The organism is Escherichia sp. Lx600-2 (assembly GCF_036662595.1).
GTDB classification, from domain to species: Bacteria; Pseudomonadota; Gammaproteobacteria; order Enterobacterales; family Enterobacteriaceae; genus Escherichia; species Escherichia coli.
Genome location: NZ_JAYQWM010000017.1, coordinates 43214 through 58173 on the forward strand (window position 1 = coordinate 43214; position 14960 = coordinate 58173).

General features: G+C 53.0%; 16 protein-coding genes and 1 pseudogene. 6 read left to right on the forward strand and 11 right to left on the reverse strand.

From position 1 onward, the window contains the following. Positions 1-42: 42 nt before the first annotated feature. Positions 43-810, reverse strand: a complete 768-nt coding sequence (gene ygbI, locus OQV04_RS08830; protein WP_032281496.1) for a DNA-binding transcriptional repressor YgbI — start codon at positions 808-810, stop codon at positions 43-45. 195 nt (positions 811-1005) lie between these two features. Between ygbI and ltnD the strand changes: the two genes are divergently transcribed. From ltnD to OQV04_RS08855, 5 genes and pseudogenes are all read left to right on the forward strand, one after another. Next, complete coding sequence (gene ltnD / locus OQV04_RS08835) at positions 1006-1914, forward strand: L-threonate dehydrogenase (RefSeq protein WP_000847985.1); 909 nt, start codon at positions 1006-1008, stop codon at positions 1912-1914. Further along, the gene (gene otnK / locus OQV04_RS08840; RefSeq protein ID WP_274446636.1) at positions 1911-3173 is read left to right on the forward strand and encodes a 3-oxo-tetronate kinase; all 1263 of its coding nucleotides are present in this window, start codon (positions 1911-1913) and stop codon (positions 3171-3173) included. The genes ltnD and otnK overlap by 4 nt, the downstream gene beginning before the upstream one ends. Beyond that, positions 3170-3808 (forward strand): 3-oxo-tetronate 4-phosphate decarboxylase, encoded by a 639-nt coding sequence (gene otnC / locus OQV04_RS08845; RefSeq protein ID WP_032281497.1) that lies wholly within the window; start codon positions 3170-3172, stop codon positions 3806-3808. Before otnK ends, otnC begins: the two co-directional genes overlap by 4 nt. A 4-nt stretch (positions 3809-3812) precedes the next feature. Next, the gene (locus OQV04_RS08850; protein ID WP_032281498.1) at positions 3813-4589 is read left to right on the forward strand and encodes an HPr family phosphocarrier protein; all 777 of its coding nucleotides are present in this window, start codon (positions 3813-3815) and stop codon (positions 4587-4589) included. Positions 4590-4677: 88 nt separating this feature from the next. Beyond that, positions 4678-6042 (forward strand): annotated as a pseudogene (locus OQV04_RS08855) (GntP family transporter). Between the two features lie 38 nt (positions 6043-6080). Here the strand turns inward: OQV04_RS08855 and OQV04_RS08860 are convergent. The 3 genes from OQV04_RS08860 to OQV04_RS08870 are packed head-to-tail and all read right to left on the reverse strand — an operon-like array spanning position 6081 to position 8348. Continuing rightward, positions 6081-6317, reverse strand: a complete 237-nt coding sequence (locus tag OQV04_RS08860; RefSeq protein ID WP_000562980.1) for a non-oxidative hydroxyarylic acid decarboxylases subunit D — start codon at positions 6315-6317, stop codon at positions 6081-6083. Positions 6318-6327: 10 nt separating this feature from the next. After that, a complete protein-coding gene (locus OQV04_RS08865; RefSeq protein WP_032281499.1) occupies positions 6328-7755 on the reverse strand; it encodes a non-oxidative hydroxyarylic acid decarboxylases subunit C in 1428 nt (475 codons plus the stop codon). Further along, positions 7755-8348: a non-oxidative hydroxyarylic acid decarboxylases subunit B gene (locus tag OQV04_RS08870; protein WP_032281500.1), complete on the reverse strand. Its 594-nt coding sequence runs from the start codon at positions 8346-8348 to the stop codon at positions 7755-7757. Before OQV04_RS08870 ends, OQV04_RS08865 begins: the two co-directional genes overlap by 1 nt. A gap of 146 nt (positions 8349-8494) precedes the next feature. On the opposite strand from OQV04_RS08870, the gene OQV04_RS08875 reads away from it, so the two are divergent. Next, the gene (locus OQV04_RS08875) at positions 8495-8902 is read left to right on the forward strand and encodes a MarR family winged helix-turn-helix transcriptional regulator (RefSeq protein ID WP_032281501.1); all 408 of its coding nucleotides are present in this window, start codon (positions 8495-8497) and stop codon (positions 8900-8902) included. 120 nt (positions 8903-9022) lie between these two features. Here the strand turns inward: OQV04_RS08875 and rpoS are convergent, their stop codons facing one another. From rpoS to ispD, 7 genes are all read right to left on the reverse strand, one after another. Further along, a complete protein-coding gene (rpoS, locus tag OQV04_RS08880; RefSeq protein WP_000081550.1) occupies positions 9023-10015 on the reverse strand; it encodes an RNA polymerase sigma factor RpoS in 993 nt (330 codons plus the stop codon). Between the two features lie 62 nt (positions 10016-10077). Beyond that, positions 10078-11172 (reverse strand): murein hydrolase activator NlpD, encoded by a 1095-nt coding sequence (gene nlpD / locus OQV04_RS08885; protein WP_306174120.1) that lies wholly within the window; start codon positions 11170-11172, stop codon positions 10078-10080. A 184-nt stretch (positions 11173-11356) separates the two neighbouring features. After that, positions 11357-11983 carry a protein-L-isoaspartate O-methyltransferase gene (gene pcm, locus OQV04_RS08890; RefSeq protein WP_000254708.1) on the reverse strand — a complete coding sequence of 209 codons (627 nt, stop codon included), beginning with the start codon at positions 11981-11983 and terminating at the stop codon, positions 11357-11359. Then, on the reverse strand, positions 11977-12738 hold the full coding sequence (surE, locus tag OQV04_RS08895) for a 5'/3'-nucleotidase SurE (RefSeq protein WP_001295182.1): 762 nt from the start codon (positions 12736-12738) through the stop codon (positions 11977-11979). Before surE ends, pcm begins: the two co-directional genes overlap by 7 nt. Further along, a complete protein-coding gene (gene truD, locus OQV04_RS08900) occupies positions 12719-13768 on the reverse strand; it encodes a tRNA pseudouridine(13) synthase TruD (RefSeq protein WP_032281504.1) in 1050 nt (349 codons plus the stop codon). The genes surE and truD overlap by 20 nt, the downstream gene beginning before the upstream one ends. Continuing rightward, on the reverse strand, positions 13765-14244 hold the full coding sequence (ispF, locus tag OQV04_RS08905) for a 2-C-methyl-D-erythritol 2,4-cyclodiphosphate synthase (protein WP_001219242.1): 480 nt from the start codon (positions 14242-14244) through the stop codon (positions 13765-13767). Before ispF ends, truD begins: the two co-directional genes overlap by 4 nt. Beyond that, positions 14244-14954 carry a 2-C-methyl-D-erythritol 4-phosphate cytidylyltransferase gene (gene ispD, locus OQV04_RS08910; RefSeq protein ID WP_000246138.1) on the reverse strand — a complete coding sequence of 237 codons (711 nt, stop codon included), beginning with the start codon at positions 14952-14954 and terminating at the stop codon, positions 14244-14246. Before ispD ends, ispF begins: the two co-directional genes overlap by 1 nt. Between the last annotated feature and the right edge of the window lie 6 nt (positions 14955-14960).

Genomic DNA, 14960 nt, shown 5'->3' on the forward strand with positions numbered 1-14960 from the left:
TTCTTCTGTGAAGCATGAGTAACCCGGTGTTATTGCAGGCCATTATTCATTTTTCGCTACCAGCAAAGAGAGATCCTGCTTCGCCAGCGCGCGACTGGCACTCTCCGGCAAACCGTCGTCTGTAATAATCTGATCAAACTCGCTTAATGGTAACGCCAGCCATGTCGCCACCTGACCATATTTCGTCGCATCACAGACCAAAACTCGCTGGCGGCTGGCACTGGCAATCGCCCGTTTCACCGTGACTTTATCTTCCGCTGGCGTAGAAATCCCCCGCAAACTCCATGACGATGCAGAAATAAAAGCCTGATCAATCATCAGGCTGCGCAGCATGGTCGCAGCGGCTTCCCCGACACAGGAACGGTTTTCCCGACACACTGCACCGCCAGTGTGAATAATTGTGCAATTACTGTTGTCGAGCAAGTAGTCCGCAATAACGAAATCGTTTGTGACCACAGTCAGTGACTCCATGTGAATCAGATGCTGTGCTATCGCTAACGTGGTCGTTCCCGCATCCAGATAGATACAACTTCCCGGCTGAACAAGACTTGCCGCCAGCTTGCCAATAGCCGCTTTTTGCGTCATTGCCAGCGCAGTTTTTACCTGATGAGAAGGTTCATGCGCCACGCGTCCCGGAGACTGGACGCCTCCGGATACCAGCACAACGGCTCCCTGCTGCTCCAGTTTTTGTAAATCCCGACGAATGGTCATATGTGACACATTCATTCTGTCCGTTAGTTCAGCAATACTGACAATGCCTTTTTCAGCTACCATCTCAAGGATGATTTGGCGACGCTCTACGGGTATCAACTTTTGCTCCTTCCTTTGTCCTGCTGACATTCTACGCTATTTGCCTGCGAAACGTGCGCGGCGCAACTAACGCTTAGTTCACATAAAATAACACACAATGTTAATTTTTGTGAATCAGCTCACCATATCGTTATCTTCCAGCGCTTATATTCACAATATCAAACAAAATATCACTTAAATTAACAATGAGAGCAGATGAAAACGGGATCTGAGTTTCATGTCGGTATCGTTGGCTTAGGGTCAATGGGAATGGGAGCAGCACTGTCATGTGTCCGCGCAGGTCTTTCTACCTGGGGCGCAGACCTGAACAGCAATGCCTGCGCTACGTTGAAAGAGGCAGGTGCTTGCGGGGTTTCTGATAACGCCGCGACGTTTGCCGAAAAACTGGACGCTCTGCTGGTGCTGGTGGTCAATGCGGCCCAGGTTAAACAGGTGCTGTTTGGTGAAACAGGCGTTGCACAACATCTGAAACCCGGTACGGCAGTAATGGTTTCTTCCACTATCGCTAGTGCTGATGCGCAAGAAATTGCTACCGCTCTGGCTGGATTCGATCTGGAAATGCTGGATGCGCCAGTTTCTGGTGGTGCAGTAAAAGCCGCTAACGGTGAAATGACTGTCATGGCCTCCGGTAGCGATATTGCCTTTGAACGACTGGCACCCGTGCTGGAAGCCGTTGCCGGAAAAGTTTATCGCATAGGTGCAGAACCGGGACTAGGTTCGACCGTAAAAATTATTCACCAGTTGTTAGCGGGCGTACATATTGCTGCCGGAGCCGAAGCGATGGCACTTGCAGCCCGTGCGGGGATCCCGCTGGATGTGATGTATGACGTCGTGACCAATGCCGCCGGAAATTCCTGGATGTTCGAAAACCGGATGCGTCATGTGGTGGATGGCGATTACACCCCGCATTCAGCCGTCGATATTTTTGTTAAGGATCTTGGTCTGGTTGCCGATACAGCCAAAGCCCTGCACTTCCCGCTGCCATTGGCCTCAACAGCATTGAATATGTTCACCAGCGCCAGTAACGCGGGTTACGGGAAAGAAGACGATAGCGCAGTTATCAAGATTTTCTCTGGCATCACTCTACCGGGAGCGAAATCATGATCAAGATTGGCGTTATCGCCGATGATTTTACCGGCGCGACGGATATCGCCAGTTTTCTGGTGGAAAACGGTCTACCAACGGTACAAATTAACGGTGTTCCAACAGGTAAAATGCCGGAAGCAATCGACGCACTGGTGATCAGCCTGAAAACGCGTTCCTGTCCGGTGGTTGAAGCCACACAGCAATCGCTGGCGGCTCTGAGCTGGTTGCAACAGCAAGGTTGCAAACAGATCTATTTCAAATACTGCTCTACTTTCGACAGTACGGCTAAAGGTAATATCGGCCCGGTTACCGATGCATTAATGGATGCTCTCGACACGCCGTTTACGGTCTTCTCTCCGGCCCTGCCGGTCAACGGACGTACGGTTTATCAGGGGTATTTGTTCGTAATGAATCAACTGCTGGCCGAATCCGGGATGCGCCATCACCCGGTAAATCCCATGACCGACAGCTATCTTCCCCGTCTGGTTGAAGCGCAATCCACAGGGCGCTGCGGCGTCGTTTCGGCACATGTTTTCGAACAAGGTGTGGATGCCGTTCGTCAAGAGCTGGCTCGCTTACAGCAAGAGGGCTACCGCTACGCGGTGCTTGATGCGCTGGCCGAACACCATCTGGAAATTCAGGGAGAAGCCTTGCGCGATGCCCCACTGGTAACGGGCGGTTCTGGTCTGGCGATTGGCCTGGCCCGGCAGTGGGCGCAAGAAAACGGTAACCAGGCTCGCAAAGCAGGGCATCCGCTCGCTGGGCGCGGCGTAGTGCTCTCCGGTTCATGCTCTCAAATGACCAACCGCCAGGTGGCACATTACCGTCAAATTGCACCAGCCCGTGAAGTTGATGTGGCACGCTGCCTCTCAATTGAAACTCTGGCCGCTTATGCACACGAACTGGCAGAGTGGGTTCTGGGCCAGGAAAGTGTACTTGCTCCACTGGTTTTTGCCACCGCCAGCACTGACGCATTGGCAGCAATTCAACAGCAATACGGTGCACAAAAAGCCAGTCAGGCAGTAGAAACACTGTTTTCTCAACTAGCGGCGCGGTTAGCAGCGGAAGGCGTGACACGCTTTATTGTCGCAGGCGGTGAGACCTCCGGCGTAGTCACACAGAGCCTGGGAATAAAAGGGTTTCATATTGGCCCAACCATTTCCCCCGGCGTGCCGTGGGTAAACGCACTGGATAAGCCTGTCTCACTCGCCCTTAAATCTGGCAACTTCGGTGATGAAGCCTTTTTTTCACGAGCCCAAAGAGAGTTTTTATCATGAGCGATTTCGCAAAAGTAGAGCAGTCTTTGCGAGAGGAGATGACGCGGATTGCCAGTTCATTCTTTCAGCGCGGCTATGCAACCGGTTCGGCTGGCAATCTGTCGCTGCTTTTACCTGACGGGAATTTACTGGCGACACCGACAGGTTCATGCCTGGGCAATCTCGAGCCGCAGCGGCTTTCCAAAGTCGCCGCGGATGGCGAATGGTTAAGTGGTGACAAACCCTCGAAAGAGGTGCTCTTTCATCTGGCGCTGTATCGCAACAATCCGCGCTGTAAAGCGGTGGTGCATTTGCACAGCACATGGTCGACGGCGCTTTCCTGCCTGCAAGGGCTGGACAGCAGCAACGTTATTCGTCCGTTCACACCATACGTGGTGATGCGGATGGGAAATGTCCCGCTGGTGCCTTATTACCGACCGGGCGATAAACGCATCGCACAGGATCTGGCGGAACTGGCAGCAGACAATCAGGCTTTTTTACTGGCAAATCATGGCCCAGTGGTTTGCGGTGAAAGCCTGCAAGAAGCCGCCAACAATATGGAAGAGCTGGAGGAAACGGCAAAGCTGATTTTTATTCTCGGTGACCGCCCGATCCGTTATCTGACCGCAGGTGAAATTGCGGAATTAAGGAATTAATGCAATGCCTCGTTTTGCAGCTAATTTATCCATGATGTTCACCGAAGTGCCTTTTATTGAACGCTTCGCCGCAGCGCGAAAAGCCGGGTTCGATGCTGTGGAATTTCTGTTTCCCTATAACTACTCCACCCTGCAAATCCAAAAGCAACTGGAGCAAAACCATCTGACACTGGCGCTGTTCAATACCGCTCCCGGAGATATTAATGCGGGGGAATGGGGATTATCCGCCCTTCCCGGACGTGAGCACGAAGCACACGCAGACATCGACCTGGCACTGGAATATGCATTGGCGCTCAATTGTGAACAAGTCCATGTAATGGCAGGCGTCGTGCCCGCTGCCGAAGATGCTGAACGGTACCGGGCAGTATTTATCGATAATCTCCGCTACGCTGCCGACCGCTTTGCGCCACACGGCAAGCGAATATTAGTTGAAGCACTCAGCCCCGGCATTAAGCCTCATTATCTCTTCTCCAGCCAGTATCAGGCACTGGCTATTGTTGAAGAAGTTGCGCGAGATAACGTGTTTATTCAACTAGATACTTTTCATGCGCAAAAAGTAGATGGCAACCTGACGCATTTAATCCGCGACTACGCCGGGAAATATGCGCACGTACAAATTGCCGGACTACCTGATCGACATGAACCGGACGATGGAGAAATCAACTATCCGTGGCTGTTCCGCCTGTTCGATGAGGTGGGATATCAGGGCTGGATCGGTTGTGAATATAAACCTCGTGGCCTCACCGAAGAAGGACTTGGCTGGTTTGACGCCTGGCGCTAATTCGTTAAATCCCTAATTACAACGTACCCATACATCCCCCCATCTACGGATGGGGTAGGTTAACTATAACTTTCAGACAGGGTTTCCCATGTCCACAATTACATTGTTATGCATTGCGTTAACTGGCGTAATCATGCTGTTGCTGCTGGTCATCAAGGCAAAGGTACAACCATTCGTTGCTCTGCTCCTCGTCAGCCTGTTAGTCGCACTTGCGGCGGGTATACCGGCGGGCGAAGTGGGTAAAGTGATGATCGCCGGGATGGGCGGTGTGCTTGGTTCCGTCACTATTATTATTGGTCTGGGCGCTATGCTGGGGCGTATGATCGAACACTCTGGTGGTGCAGAGTCACTGGCTAATTATTTCAGTCGCAAGTTAGGTGACAAACGAACTATCGCTGCGCTGACTCTGGCAGCGTTCTTCCTCGGTATTCCCGTCTTCTTTGATGTCGGCTTTATTATTCTTGCGCCAATCATTTACGGTTTTGCCAAGGTTGCCAAAATATCGCCACTCAAATTTGGCCTGCCTGTCGCTGGGATCATGCTAACTGTACATGTGGCGGTACCGCCGCATCCAGGCCCTGTCGCCGCAGCAGGGTTACTCCACGCAGACATCGGCTGGCTAACCATCATCGGTATTGCGATTTCTATTCCCGTAGGGATTGTTGGCTACTTTGCAGCGAAAATAATCAATAAGCGCCAATATGCGATGTCGGTGGAAGTACTGGAACAGATGCAACTGGCTCCGGCCAGTGAGGAAGGCGCGACAAAATTAAGCGATAAAATAAATCCACCGGGCGTCGCGCTGGTCACCTCGCTAATTGTTATTCCTATCGCGATTATCATGGCGGGTACGGTTTCCGCAACACTGATGCCGCCTTCGCATCCCCTGCTTGGTACGCTACAGCTGATCGGCTCACCAATGGTAGCTCTAATGATTGCGCTGGTGCTGGCATTCTGGTTATTGGCTTTACGTCGCGGCTGGAGCTTACAACACACCAGCGACATTATGGGCTCAGCGCTTCCTACTGCGGCGGTAGTGATTTTGGTTACTGGTGCTGGAGGGGTATTTGGCAAAGTGCTGGTGGAATCGGGCGTCGGCAAAGCCCTTGCCAACATGTTACAAATGATTGACCTGCCTCTGTTACCAGCCGCATTTATTATTTCACTGGCGCTGCGTGCATCGCAGGGGTCAGCAACCGTAGCAATACTGACAACCGGCGGGTTACTCTCAGAAGCGGTGATGGGATTGAATCCGATTCAGTGCGTATTGGTGACGCTGGCAGCCTGCTTTGGTGGGCTTGGTGCGTCACATATTAATGACTCAGGGTTCTGGATTGTGACCAAATATCTGGGATTGTCGGTAGCAGACGGTCTGAAAACCTAGACAGTGTTAACGACCATTCTCGGTTTTACCGGATTCTTAATTACCTGGTGCGTATGGGCGGTAATTTGACCTTAATAAAAAGGTCCGATGAGCATCGGACCTTTTATTTAGCGCTTATCTGCCGCCAGCAGCGGCGGAATGCTCGGCACCATTGGCGCGTCATCAATATCTTTCTGCGTCATGCGGAACGCTTCGGGATAATGTTCGCGGCTGGTACGGCGCAGCGGTTCGGTATCGCGCCAGGTATAAAGGCAATGCTGGCACTGATATACCGTCCAGACATCTTTCACCGGCGATTTCGCCATCACTTCAATCTGTTCATCGGCACAACGTGGACAAATCATCTTCTTCTCCTTATTTACGTGCAGCCAGCATAGCGGTCAGTTTTTCAGCCCAGGCTTTGGTTTCCGGCAAATCCACCACCGGCTGGCTGTAGTGACCACGGTTGTCCGGGGCGACAGGCGTGGTGGCGTCGATAATCAGCTTGTCGGTGATCCCCGCCGGGCTTGAGCCAGGGTCGAGTTCCAGCACGGACATATTCGGCAACTGCACCAAATCCCCTGCCGGGTTCACTTTCGAGGAGAGCGCCCACATCACCTGCGGCAGGTTGAACGGATCAACGTCTTCATCGACCATAATCACCATCTTCACGTAGCCCAGACCGTGCGGCGTGGTCATCGCGCGCAGGCCCACCGCGCGGGCAAAGCCGCCGTAGCGTTTTTTGGTGGAGATAATCGCCAGCAGGCCGTGGGTGTACATGGCGTTTACCGCCTGCACTTCCGGGAACTCGGCTTTCAGTTGTTGATATAGCGGTACGCAGGTGGCTGGCCCCATCAGGTAGTCGATTTCGGTCCACGGCATGCCGAGGTACAGCGATTCGAAAATCGGCCTGGTGCGGTAAGAGACTTTATCGATGCGCACCACGGTCATGTTACGCCCGCCGGAGTAGTGTCCGGTAAACTCACCGAACGGCCCTTCGATTTCGCGTTTACGGCTTTCGATGACCCCTTCGAGGATCGCTTCTGAACCCCACGGCACATCAAAACCGGTCAGCGGGGCGGTGGCGATCGGGTACGAGCTTTCACGCAGCGCGCCTGCCATTTCATACTCAGACTGATCGTATTTCAGCGGCGTGGCCCCCATCAGCGTGATGATCGGATCGTTACCGAGCGTGATCGCAATCGGCAGATCTTCACCGCGCTCTTCTGCTTTATGCAGATGCAGGGCGATATCGTGCATCGGCACCGGTTGCAGGCCGAGCTTACGCTTGCCCTTCACTTCCATGCGGTAGATGCCGACGTTCTGCTTGCCGAAGTTATCCGGGTCGAGCGGATCGCGGGAAACCACGCACGCTTTGTCGAGATAGAAACCGCCATCACCGTCGTTTAAACGAAACAGCGGCAGGATATCGAACAGATTAATCTCGTCACCATCGACGGTGTTCTGCGCCCAGGCTGGATTGGCGCGGCGCTCCGGGGCAATCGGGAAGTTATCCCAGCGGCGGATAAACTCATCAATCTGTTTTTTAACCGGGGTGTTTGGCGGCAGGCCCAAGGAAATCGCGTGGTTCTGCCAGGAACCGATGGTATTCATCGCCACGCGGGCATCGGTAAAACCGCGAATATTATCAAACCACAGCGCCGGTGCACCATCGCCGATACGCCCGGTGGCGTTGGCAGCGGCAGCCAGATCCGGTTCCGCGTTCACCTCTTCGCTGATTTTCAGTAACTGGCCGTGGTCATCAAGCGCCTGTAAAAAGCTGCGTAAATCATCAAATGCCATTATTCATTCTCCTGAGAAAAATTCCGGGCCTGCGGCAATCCTTGCCAGCGCCTGGCGTAGGGATGTTCAAGGCCAAATTGATCCAGCACGCGGGCTACCACGTGGTGGACAATGTCATCTACCGTTTCGGGATGGTTATAAAAGGCAGGCATCGGCGGCACCATCGCCACGCCCATGCGTGAAAGTGCGAGCATATTTTCGAGATGGATGGTGTTAAGCGGCATTTCACGCGGCACCAGTACCAGTTTGCGGCCTTCTTTGAGCACGACGTCCGCCGCGCGCCCTACCAGGCCATCGGCGTAACCAGCGCGGATACCGGCGAGCGTTTTCATACTGCACGGAATAACGATCATGCCGTCGGTACGAAAGGAACCTGAGGAGATGGTCGCCGCCTGATCCGCCGGGTTATGGCTGAAGTCAGCGAGGGCAGCAACATCGCGGGCGCTGTAAGGCGTTTCCAGTTCAATGGTGGTTTTCGCCCACTTCGACATCACCAGATGAGTCTCGATATTCGGCATCTCCTGCAGCGCTTGCAGTAATGCCACACCAAGAGGCGCACCGGTAGCCCCTGTCATCCCGACGATCAGTTTCATTGCTTACTCTCTTAATTGTTCGTATACGAACGTTATTATTAAAATACGCCTCTGTTCTCATTGCGGCAAGCACTGAAAAGTAACAACATCCCCTTCGTCACTGAAAAACCGCTATGATAGCGGCAGATAGTTTGCCCGGAGTTTACATGGCGTTACGAAATAAAGCGTTCCATCAGTTACGACAGCTTTTTCAGCAGCACACATCTCGCTGGCAGCACGAGTTACCTGACCTGACCAAACCACAGTATGCGGTGATGCGTGCCATTGCTGATAAGCCTGGTATCGAACAGGTGGCACTGATAGAAGCAGCAGTCAGCACCAAAGCAACGCTGGCAGAAATGTTGGCAAGAATGGAAAATCGTGGCTTAGTCAGACGTGAACATGACGCCGCTGATAAGCGGCGACGCTTTGTCTGGCTGACTGCCGAAGGAGAAAAGATACTTGCTGCGGCGATACCGATTGGTGACAGCGTGGATGAGGAATTTTTGGGGCGTTTGAGTGCAGAAGAGCAGGAGCTGTTTATGCAGCTGGTGCGCAAGATGATGAACACATAGGATGCAAATTGCCGGGTAGGACGCTGACGTGTCTTATCCAGGCGACAAAAACACATGCTTCCCAAACAAAAGAAAAAAGGCCAGCCTCGCTTGAGACTGGCCTTTCTGACAGATGCTTACTTATTCGCGGAACAGCGCTTCGATATTCAGCCCCTGCGTTTGCAGGATTTCGCGCAAACGGCGCAGGCCTTCAACCTGAATCTGGCGAACACGTTCACGGGTGAGGCCAATTTCACGACCTACATCTTCCAGTGTTGCCGCTTCGTACCCAAGCAAACCGAATCGACGTGCCAGCACTTCACGCTGTTTGGCGTTCAGTTCGAACAGCCATTTGACGATGCTCTGCTTCATATCGTCATCTTGCGTGGTATCTTCCGGACCGTTCTCTTTTTCATCGGCCAGGATGTCCAGCAACGCTTTTTCGGAATCACCACCCAGCGGGGTGTCTACCGAGGTAATGCGCTCGTTAAGACGAAGCATACGGCTGACGTCATCAACTGGCTTATCCAGTTGCTCTGCGATCTCTTCCGCACTTGGTTCATGGTCCAGCTTATGGGACAACTCACGTGCGGTTCGCAGGTAAACGTTCAGCTCCTTTACGATGTGAATCGGCAAACGAATAGTACGGGTTTGGTTCATAATCGCCCGTTCAATCGTCTGGCGAATCCACCAGGTTGCGTATGTTGAGAAGCGGAAACCACGTTCCGGGTCAAACTTCTCTACCGCGCGGATCAGCCCCAGGTTGCCCTCTTCGATAAGGTCCAGCAACGCCAGACCACGATTGCCATAACGGCGGGCAATTTTTACCACCAGACGCAAGTTACTCTCGATCATCCGGCGGCGAGAGGCGACATCTCCACGCAGTGCGCGACGCGCAAAATAAACTTCTTCTTCGGCCGTTAACAGTGGTGAATAACCAATCTCACCAAGGTAAAGCTGAGTCGCGTCCAACACACGCTGTGTGGCTCCCTGCGATAACAGTTCCTCTTCGGCCAAATCGTTATCACTGGGTTCCTCTTCTACTAAGGCCTTTTCGTCAAAAACCTCAACTCCGTTCTCATCAAATTCCGCATCTTCATTTAAATCATGAACTTTCAGCGTATTCTGACTCATAAGGTGGCTCCTACCCGTGATCCCTTGACGGAACATTCAAGCAAAAGCCTGGTTCCGCCGATTTATCGCTGCGGCAAATAACGCAGCGGGTTTACGGATTTCCCCTTGTAACGAATTTCAAAATGCAAGCGTGTTGAACTGGTTCCGGTGCTACCCATGGTTGCTATTTTTTGCCCCGCCTTCACTTCTTGTTGTTCCCGGACCAGCATTGTGTCGTTATGGGCGTAGGCACTCAGGTAATCATCATTATGTTTGATGATAATCAGATTACCGTAGCCGCGCAGCGCGTTACCGGCATAAACAACGCGGCCATCTGCGGTCGCGATAATTGCCTGTCCTTTGCTGCCTGCGATATCAATCCCCTTGTTGCCCCCCTCAGAAGCGCCAAAGGTTTCGATCACTTTGCCCTCAGTCGGCCAGCGCCAGGTGGAGATAGGCGTACTGGTTGATGTACTGCTGACAGTCGGCTCGGTTGTGCTTGCTGTTGGTACCGTTACAGGCGCTGTGACCGTGGTCGCAGTTGGCTTGTTGTTCGGCAACATTTTGTTAGCACTCTGTTCACCCGAAGACTCAGAATACGTAATTGTCGGTTGCGACGCAACAGCAACGGTGGAATTTTGTGCAGGCTTGATCACAACTCCTTGCTCTGCTGCGTCGGCCTGGGTAATGGCATTTCCGCCAGTGATTGGCGTACCGGAAGCATTACCCACCTGTAAGGTCTGACCGACGTTCAGCGCGTATGGTGCCTGAATATTGTTGCGCTGAGCAAGGTCACGGAAATCGTTGCCAGTAATCCAGGCGATATAGAAAAGTGTGTCGCCTTTTTTCACGGTATAGGTACTGCCGCTATAACTGCCTTTCGGAATGTTCCCATACTGACGGTTATAGACGATGCGTCCGTTTTCCATCTGTACCGGCTGCTGAGCTACTGGCTGCACTGGCTGGATTTGCGGTTGTTGAGTAGCCTGAATTTGTGGCTGCTGTACCGGCTGAATTTGCGGTTGCTGGGCTGTAGACGTCGTCCCCATTTTCGGCGGCGGCGTAATCAACATACCAGAATTGGTATTTGCAGGCGCATTGCCATTAACGGAGCTGACCGGTGCCGGTGGATTTGAAGTGTCAGAACAGCCTGCCAGCCATAGCGAAACCAGTGACAAAGCCGCAATGCGGCGAACGGTGAATTTTGGGCTTCCCGCGCTCATTTATCCCCCAGGAAAAATTGGTTAATAACCAGTGACATAATTACCGTGCAAGGCACCATACTGAACACTGGAAAAGATGTTCACGATACGCTGACCTGCGGCAAAATAACCAGGAAAAATCCAGGTATTTCCTCACGTTTTAAGCCAGCTCACCCTTCACTAAAGGGACAAAGCGCACGGCCTCCACGGTATCGATAATAAATTCGCCTCCCCGACGACGCACCCGTTTCAAATACTGGTGCTCCTCCCCTACGGGTAAGACGAGAATCCCGCCTTCGTCCAGCTGCGTCATTAGCGCAGTTGGAATTTCCGGCGGTGCCGCCGTAACAATGATAGCGTCAAACGGCGCACGTGCCTGCCAACCTTGCCATCCATCGCCATGACGGGTTGAAACATTATGTAAATCAAGATTTTTCAGGCGGCGACGCGCCTGCCACTGCAAACCTTTAATCCGTTCGACCGAGCAAACATGCTGGACAAGATGCGCCAGGATTGCCGTTTGATATCCCGAACCGGTGCCAATTTCCAGCACCCGCGACTGCGGCGTCAGCTCGAGTAATTCGGTCATTCGCGCCACCATATACGGCTGCGAAATTGTCTGCCCCTGACCTATCGGCAAGGCGATATTGTCCCAGGCTTTTTGTTCAAACGCTTCATCAACGAATTTTTCACGCGGCACGGCAGCAAGTGCATTCAGCACCTGCTCATCCTGAATACCTTGCGCACGTAATTGATCCAGAAGTGCTTGTACGCGTCTGCTTACCATTGCGTGCCAACTCCCACGCTGTTTAACCAGTCTGAAACCACATCTTGCGCGCTATGCGCAGTTAAATCCACATGCAGCGGCGTGATGGAAACATAGCCCTCATCTACCGCAGCAAAATCGGTCCCCGGACCGGCATCACATTTACCGCCCGGCGGGCCAATCCAGTACAGCGTATTGCCGCGCGGATCTTGCTGCGGGATCACCTGATCTGCCGGATGTCGTGTACCGCAGCGCGTCACGCGAATACCTTTGATTTGATCCAATGGTAAATCCGGAACGTTAATATTAAGAATACGTCCGGTGCGCAGCGGCTCTTTACACAGTGCGCGCAAAATTGAACAGGTTACCGCCGCGGCAGTGTCGTAATGTTTATGCCCGTCAAGCGAGACGGCAAGCGCCGGAAAACCTAAATGACGGCCTTCCATCGCGGCGGCTACCGTACCGGAATAAATAACATCATCCCCCAGATTCGGCCCGGCGTTAATTCCGGACACAACAATGTCCGGGCGCGGACGCATCAGAGCATTCACGCCAAGATAGACACAATCGGTCGGGGTTCCCATTTGCACAGCAATATCACCATTTTCAAAGGTAAACGTGCGCAGGGAGGATTCCAGTGTCAGAGAATTTGAAGCGCCGCTGCGGTTACGATCGGGGGCGACCACCTGAACGTCAGCAAACTCACGCAAGGCTTTCGCCAGCGTTTGTATACCGGGTGCATGTACCCCGTCATCATTACTCAGCAATATGCGCATAATCACCTGTTGTGTTGATAAGTTCCCTGACAACGCTGGTTGCAAAACTACCCGCCGGAAGCCAGAAACGGATCTCTACGGTGACGTCATCCCACCAATTCCAGCTTAATTGTTGCGGATACAGCAGCATCGCTCTGCGCGCGGCTTCAACTTTTTCGCGCACCAGTAAAGCTTGTAATTCAGTTTCTGCGGCGACAGCTGCTTGTTCGAATGCCAGCGCTTCACGCTGAGTTCCCCATTCGCCACTGCCCGGCAATGCGGCTGTTATCATCAGCTCTTTATCGTTGACGCGACGCTGTAATTCCGCCAGTTCTTCGGTGGTTGCTACAAACCAGCTACCACGTCCGGCTAATTGTAGCGCATCGCCGTCAACAACTTGATTAACGTCTGCTTTTTTGAGGCGCTCAGCAACAATCTGATTAAACAACGCACTGCGGGCTGCCGACAACCAAAAACTCCGTTTATTGCGATCGCGCACCGGAGTATTGGTTTGCGCCCAGCGCAGCGCGCCCTGCAAGTTGCTACCGCCAATCCCAAAACGTTGGGCACCGAAGTAGTTCGGTACACCTTTTACGCAAATATCGATCAGACGTTGTTCAACGTCATCGCGATTGCTCACTTCGCGCAGAACCAGGGTAAAGGCGTTACCTTTCAGCGCCCCTAAACGCAGCTTGCGCTTGTGCCGCGTATACTCCAGCACCTGGCAGCCTTCCAATTGAAAGGCGCTCAGATCGGGCATTTCCTTGCCCGGCACGCGAGCGCATAACCACTGTTCTGTAACAGCATGTTTGTCTTTTTGCCCAGCAAAGCTGACTTCACGGGCATGAATTTTCAGGAATTTCGCCAGTGCATCCGCCACAAAACGGGTATTGCAGCCGTTTTTGAGGATTCTAACCAGAATATGCTCACCTTCACCATCAGGCTCAAAGCCCAAATCTTCCACCACCACAAAGTCTTCCGGATTGGCTTTCAGCAGCCCGGTGCCTTGCGGTTTACCGTGGAGGTAAGTGAGATTATCAAACTCAATCATTTTGTTGCCTTAATGAGTAGCGCCACCGCTTCACAGGCAATCCCTTCCCCACGTCCGGTAAATCCAAGTTTTTCCGTAGTAGTGGCTTTCACGTTAACATCATCCATATGGCAGCCGAGATCTTCGGCAATAAACACGCGCATTTGTGGAATGTGCGGCAACATCTTCGGTGCCTGAGCGATGATAGTGACATCGACGTTGCCAAGGGTATAACCCTTCGCCTGAATACGACGCCAGGCTTCGCGTAGCAGCTCGCGGCTGTCGGCACCTTTAAATGCCGGATCGGTATCCGGGAACAGCTTGCCGATATCCCCCAGCGCCGCCGCGCCAAGCAATGCATCGGTCAACGCATGGAGCGCCACGTCGCCATCAGAATGCGCCAGCAATCCTTTTTCGTAAGGAATGCGTACGCCACCAATGATAATTGGGCCTTCACCGCCAAAGGCGTGTACGTCAAAACCGTGTCCAATTCGCATTATGTATTCTCCTGATGGATGGTTCGGGTGAGGTAAAACTCGGCCAGTGCCAAATCCTCCGGGCGCGTGACTTTAATGTTATCCGCACGGCCTTCGACCAACTGAGGATGGAATCCGCAATATTCCAGCGCCGAGGCTTCGTCGGTAATAGTCGCGCCTTCATTTAGAGCGCGCGTCAGACAGTCATGTAACAGCTCACGAGGGAAAAATTGCGGCGTCAGCGCGTGCCATAAGCCGTTGCGATCAACGGTATGAGCAATGGCATTTTTGCCCGGTTCGGCACGTTTCATAGTATCGCGCACTGGTGCGGCGAGGATCCCCCCCGTGCGGCTGGTTTCGCTCAACGCCAACAATCGCGCCAGGTCATCCTGATGCAGACAAGGACGAGCGGCGTCATGCACCAATACCCACTGCGCGTCGCCAGCGGCTTTCAAACCTGCCAGCACGGAATCGGCACGCTCATCACCGCCATCTACAACGGTGATTTGCGGATGATTCGCCAGAGGAAGTTGTGCAAAACGGCTATCGCCAGGACTTATGGCAATGACGACACGTTTCACCCGGGGATGCGCCAGCAGCGCATGCACCGAGTGTTCAAGAATGGTTTGATTACCGATTGAGAGATATTGCTTAGGACATTCCGTTTGCATTCGACGGCCAAATCCGGCCGCCGGAACCACGGCGCAAACATCCAAATGAGTGGTTGCCATGTTAAT